Annotated in this window: 3 protein-coding genes; all 3 read left to right on the forward strand. The window is 39.6% G+C overall.

The window, feature by feature from the left end:
* Positions 1 to 342: hypothetical protein (locus BLQ19_RS21315; RefSeq protein ID WP_175444430.1), on the forward strand; the 342-nt coding region annotated here is incomplete at its 5' end.
* Between the two features lie 21 nt (positions 343 to 363).
* Entirely contained in the window at positions 364 to 3,126 is a 2,763-nt protein-coding gene (locus BLQ19_RS11915; protein ID WP_074538492.1) for a PKD domain-containing protein, read from the forward strand.
* Between the two features lie 16 nt (positions 3,127 to 3,142).
* A partial coding sequence (locus tag BLQ19_RS21320; RefSeq protein ID WP_074538493.1) for a beta strand repeat-containing protein occupies positions 3,143 to 6,333 on the forward strand: 3,191 nt, incomplete at its 3' end.

A 6,333-nucleotide genomic window follows, 5' to 3' on the forward strand; every position in this document is an offset into this window, starting at 1 on the left:
GCAGGTAATGATGCTACGGAAGTTATTAGAACAGTTATTGTTAACGAACCCAAGGGAACTGTTACATATAGTACAACAACATCAATAAATGAGTCAGAATTTTCAATTACAGGGACGTTAACAATTTCAGGTGGTTCTCTAAGTTTTGAATTAAATGCAATTGGTGGTTCAAAGGGTGCTTCTGTTTTTCTTAATATCAATGGCGCTCCAACTAATGTATCGGTAGGAATAGGTGCTTCTTCAAGTAATTCTACTGGATTTTTTGGTCCAGGAACATACACATATACTTTAGAAGGTGTCTTTAGAGGTGGTGACGGTGTTGCACAATTTGGCGCATTGTAACTAATTTATATTCAATATATTATGAAAAAAAATTACAAATATATTACTTGCTTTATTGTTTTCCTCACTATAATCATAGCCTGCACAAAAGAAGTAGGACTATACACTGAAGTGGAATTTGAAATTTCAGAAACTCATGTAGCAGATGGCTTTATCAATACACCTCTTTCTACTTCCATTACGGTTACTCCGGAAGAACTCGTGGAAGGATATTCTTATTCCTATTCGTACAAGATTAATACAGGCGAAGGATATTTTCAAGATGAATCCGGAACTACTATTTCCGAAGGAGATAAAATTGGGTTGAATCCATTATCAGCCTCATTAAATTATATTGCCACAAAAAAAGGAGATCACTCGATCACTTTTACCGCTGAAGATACTTTTGGTTTTCAGGAGCAAGTTACTTTATCTTATGTTATTAGTGATGTTCCCGTTTCTTGGATGGCTATAGGACCTACAGGACAAGTTTTGTTGGGTAGTTCACAAGATATTACTATTACTTTAGGGAGTGAAACTACCACTACAGGAGTTACCTATGAACGGAATTATTCCTTTACTCAAGGTACAGGTACAATAACATCTTCTCCTAGTGGAACGAGTGAAATTTTGAATGAATTTGTTAGTATTACACCAGGAACGTATGCCTTAACGTATGTAGCTACCGAATTAGGACAAACAACTTTAGCGTTTTTATTGAAAGATTCAAACGGACAAGAACTACTTCAAACCGTAAGTTTTGAAGTGGTTAATGAGCTTTCTACAGAAAAAGAAATTACTTCATTTATAGTAAATGGAGTAGCAGGTACTATTACAGGAACTATTACAGGAACTGCTATCGATGTAGTACTTCCTGAAGGAACTGACTTAACTACATTATCACCAGTTATTATTCATACCGGAGCAAGTGTTTCGCCGGAATCAGAAACAAGTCAAGACTTTACAAATCCAGTAATTTATACGGTTACTGCTCAAGATCAAACAATTCAAACTTATACGGTAAACGTAACAGTTCCTTCCGAAAACCAAGCTCCAACAGCTGTAGCAACTTCAGATGTAACTTCTGGCGCTCCTTATTTAGCGGTACAATTTACAGGAGACACTTCTTCTGATCCAGATACTGGAGATGCATTAACATATGCCTGGGATTTTGGAGATGGAAGCACAGCTACAACTGCCAATACTTCTCACACTTTTACAACCGCAGGAACGTACACTGTAACACTTACCATTACTGATGATGGAGCACCAGCCCTAACTAGTACGGATACTATCACGGTAATTGTAACAGAAGCCAATCAAGCCCCAACAGCGGTAGCAACTTCAGATATACTTACAGGGGAAGTTTCCCTAGCGGTACAATTTACAGGAGATACTTCTTCTGATCCAGATGCAGGTGATGTATTATCGTATACTTGGGATTTCGGAGATGGAACTACAGCAACAACTGCTAATCCTTCTCACACCTTTACAACAGCTGGAACATATGATGTAACGCTTACCGTTACCGATGATGGAACACCAGCTCTAACTAGTACGGACACTATCACGATAATTGTAACAGCAGCAAATCAAGCTCCAACGGCGGTAGTAAGTTCAGATGTACTTACTGGAGAAGCTTCTTTAGCTGTACAGTTTACAGGAGATACTTCCTCTGATCCAGATACTGGCGATGTATTAACGTATGTTTGGGATTTTGAAGATGGAAGCACTGCTACAGCGGCTAATCCTTTTCATACCTTTACAACAGCAGGAACTTATCATGTGACACTTACAGTTACAGATGATGGATCACCAGCTTTGTCAAGTTGGGCGGTTATAATTATAACCGTAAATGCTTCTGCCAATCAAGCTCCAACAGCCGTGGCAGACAATTATTCAGTTATAAAAGGAACTAATAATAATTTATTCAATGTTATTGAAAATGACTCTGATCCAGATGGTGATACGCTTACGGTTACTCTTGAGCTCTTTCCTCTTAACGGTACCGCAACGATGTCAGGTAATCAGGTAAGTTATAGCCCAAATATAAATTTTGTTGGAACAGATCAAATTGGATACCAAATAAGTGATGGTAATGGGGGAACAGATGATGGTCTAATTACGGTAACTGTCTCAGCTCCGGCTAACCAAGCACCAGTAGCAGTTGCCTCAGGTCCAACAACTACAACTATAGGTGCTGTAGAAAATTTTTATGCCGATTCATCGTCAGATCCTGATGGGGACAATTTAACTTATTTGTGGGATTTTGGCGATACAACCACTTCTAACTTAATAAATCCAACGCATAGTTATACTACAGCAGGAACATATACCGTGGCCTTAACCGTTACCGATAATGGAATTCCAGTTTTAAGTGATTCTGAAATGTTTACAATTAATGTGACGGGTGCATCCAATCAATTACCCACGGTATTCGCAGGTAATGATCAAGAGGTAGTTAGCCTCACCACTCAATTTACTCTTGGAGGAACAGCAAGTGACCCTGATGGAACAATTGAAACTATTTTGTGGGAAAAAATAAGTGGGGGATCGGCGACTATAGCGAATCAAAACTCACTTACCACAGCAGTTACTGGTTTCTCAGGAGGGCTCTACGAGTTTAGACTAACTGTAACTGATAATTTAGGAGGAGTAAGCTCAGATATTGTACGAATTAATATCACGGAATGTCCTATAAGCTGTCCATTAGGTGAAGCGGTGTGTTTTGATCCCGTGACAAATATTTGTGAATGTAGACCTACTGGAGGTCCAAATCCTGTTTTATGTGTAGCTACTGACTAAAAGAATAAATTTTAATATGAATAAACTTTACAAATATACTTCCGGATTTTTAGCCTTACTAGCTTTAATCATAGCCTGTACCAAAGAGGTTGGCTTGTATACTGAAGTTGAATTTGAAATCACGGAAGAGCATGAAGCTGATGGGTTTATCAGTACACCTCTAGCAACTTTTCTAACAATTACTCCTGAGGAACTATTAGAAGATCTTAGTTATTCTTTTTCGTATAAAATAAATTCTGGAGCGGGGTATTTTGAAGCTGTTGATGGTACTACAATTGAAGAAGGAGTAAAGGTCTCTTTTAATCCTTTATCTTCATCATTAGATTATATTCCAACAGCTATAGGAGATCATTCGGTAACCTTTACCGCATCTGATACTTTTGGCTTTACAGAAGAAATTACACTTACCTATACGATTACCAATATTCCAGTTACGTGGACAGCCGAAGGACCTACAGACCCAGTTTTATTAGGGAGCTCTCAAAGTATTACGGTAACCTTAGGAAATGAAGCGGCTGTAACAGGCGCGACCTACCAAAGAAATTATTCGTTCTCTGAAGGCTCTGGTAATTTATATACCGCAGCTCCTGAAAGCAATACTATTGCGGTGAATGATTTTGTAAGCATTGCACCAGGAACCTATCAATTGGAATATATTTCTAACGAATTAGGAGTTACAACGATTGAGTTCTTATTAAGAGATAGCAACGAGCAAGAATTAATAACTACCGTAACCTTTGAAGTTGTGGATGAACTTTCTAGTGAAAAAGAAATTACTTCATTTATAGTAAACGGAGTAGCAGGGACAATTACGGGAACTACTATTGATGTTGTACTTCCTGAAGGAACCGATTTGACTGCTTTAGCACCCGTAATTATACATACTGGAGAAAGTATTTCGCCCGAATCAGAAATAAATCAAGATTTTTCGAATTCTGTAATTTATACGGTTACTGCTCAAGATGAAACCATACAAGCGTATACGGTTACTTCAACTATTGAAGGTGATGATTCAAAAGACATCACCACATTTACAATTGATGGTGTAAATGGAACTATTACAGGAACTGATATTACTATCACTTTACCTTCTACAACAAACGTAACTGCACTGGAGCCTACTGTAACTCATACAGGCGCTTCTGTAAATCCAGCATCTGGAGTAGCACAAGATTTTACGAATCCTTTAGCGTATACCGTTACTGCTGAAGATGCGTCTACGCAAGATTACACCGTTACGGTAACTGTTGCTCAGAGTGAATCAAAAGACATCACATCACTTACAATTGATGGTATAAATGGAACTATTACAGGAACTGATATTACTGTCATCTTACCTTCTACAACAGACGTAACTGCACTTGAGCCTACTATAACTCATACTGGGGCTTCTATAAATCCAGCATCTGGTGTAGTACAAGATTTTACAAGTCCTGTGGAGTATACGGTTACCGCTGCTGATGGAAATACTAAAGTCTATACGGTTACGGTGAGTTTAGCACCAGCTCTTAGCAGCGATAAAGATATTACCTCATTTACTATTGATGGAGAAACCGTGAACGATCCTGCAACAGCATTTACCATTACACTTCCTGCAGGAACAGATGTTACGGCATTAAGTCCTACTATAACTCATACTGGGGCTACTATAAATCCAGCATCTGGTGTAGTACAAGATTTTACAAGTCCTGTGGAGTATACGGTTACCGCTGCTGATGGAACTACTAAAGTCTATACGGTTACGGTGAGTTTAGCACCAGCTCTTAGCAGCGATAAAGATATTACCTCACTTACTATTGATGGAGAAACCGTGAACGATCCTGCAACAGCATTTACCATTACACTTCCTGCAGGAACAGATGTTACGGCATTAAGTCCTACTATAACTCATACTGGGGCTTCTATAAATCCAGCATCTGGTGTAGTACAAGATTTTACAAATCCTGTTGAGTATACAGTTACCGCAGCAGATGGAACCACGCAAGTATATACGGTTACGGTGAGTTTAGCACCTGCCCTTAGTAGTGATAAAGACATCACATCATTTACAATTGGAACGGTAAACGGAATTATCACAGGAACGAATATTAGTCTAACTTTACCAGCAGGAACCGATGTTACTGCGCTTTCACCATCCATTACACATACTGGAGTTTCTATCAATCCTGCTATAGGTGTAGCACAAGATTTTACAAGTCCGGTTGAGTATACGGTTACAGCGGCGGACGGCTCTACACAAGTGTATTCAGTGACCGTTACCGCTCCTGCACTTAGTAGCACCAAAGCAATCACAGCATTTACAATTGGAACGGTAAACGGAACTATCACAGGAACGAATATTAGTCTAGCCCTACCTGCAGGAACTGATGTTACTGCACTTTCGCCATCTATTACCCATACTGGAGCTTCTATCAATCCGGCTTCAGGTGTAGCGCAAAATTTTACAAGTCCTGTTGAGTATACGGTTACAGCGGCAGATGGAACTACGCAAGTATATACCGTTACGGTGAGTTTAGCACCAGCTCTTAGCAGTGATAAAGATATTACCTCATTTACAATTGGTGGAGTAAGTGGAACTATTTCAGGAACTAATATTTCGTTAACCCTGCCGGCAGGAACCGATGTTACTGCGCTTTCTCCTTCCATTACACATACTGGAGTTTCTATCAATCCGGCTTCAGGTGTAGCGCAAAATTTTACAAGTCCGGTTGAGTATATGGTTACAGCGGCGGACGGCTCTACACAAGTGTATTCAGTGACCGTTACCTCTCCTGCACTTAGTAGCACCAAAGCAATCACAGCATTTACAATTGGAACGGTAAACGGAACTATCACAGGAACGAATATTAGTCTAGCCTTACCTGCAGGAACTGATGTTACTGCACTTTCACCTTCCATTACACATACTGGAACTTCTATCAATCCGGCTTCAGGTGTAGCGCAAAATTTTACAAGTCCTGTTGAGTATACGGTTACAGCGGCGGACGGCTCTACACAAGTGTATTCAGTGACCGTTACCGCTCCGGCGCTTAGTAGCACCAAAGCAATCACCGAATTTGTAATTGGTGGAGTAAATGGAACTATTACAGGAACGAATATAAGTCTGACTTTGCCAGCAGGAACCGATGTTACTGCGCTTTCACCATCCATTACACATAGTGGAGTTTCTATCAATCCTGCTACTGGCGCAGTACAAGACTTTTCTAG

The sequence above is a fragment of the Cellulophaga baltica genome (assembly GCF_900102165.1).
Lineage (GTDB): Bacteria > Bacteroidota > Bacteroidia > Flavobacteriales > Flavobacteriaceae > Cellulophaga > Cellulophaga baltica.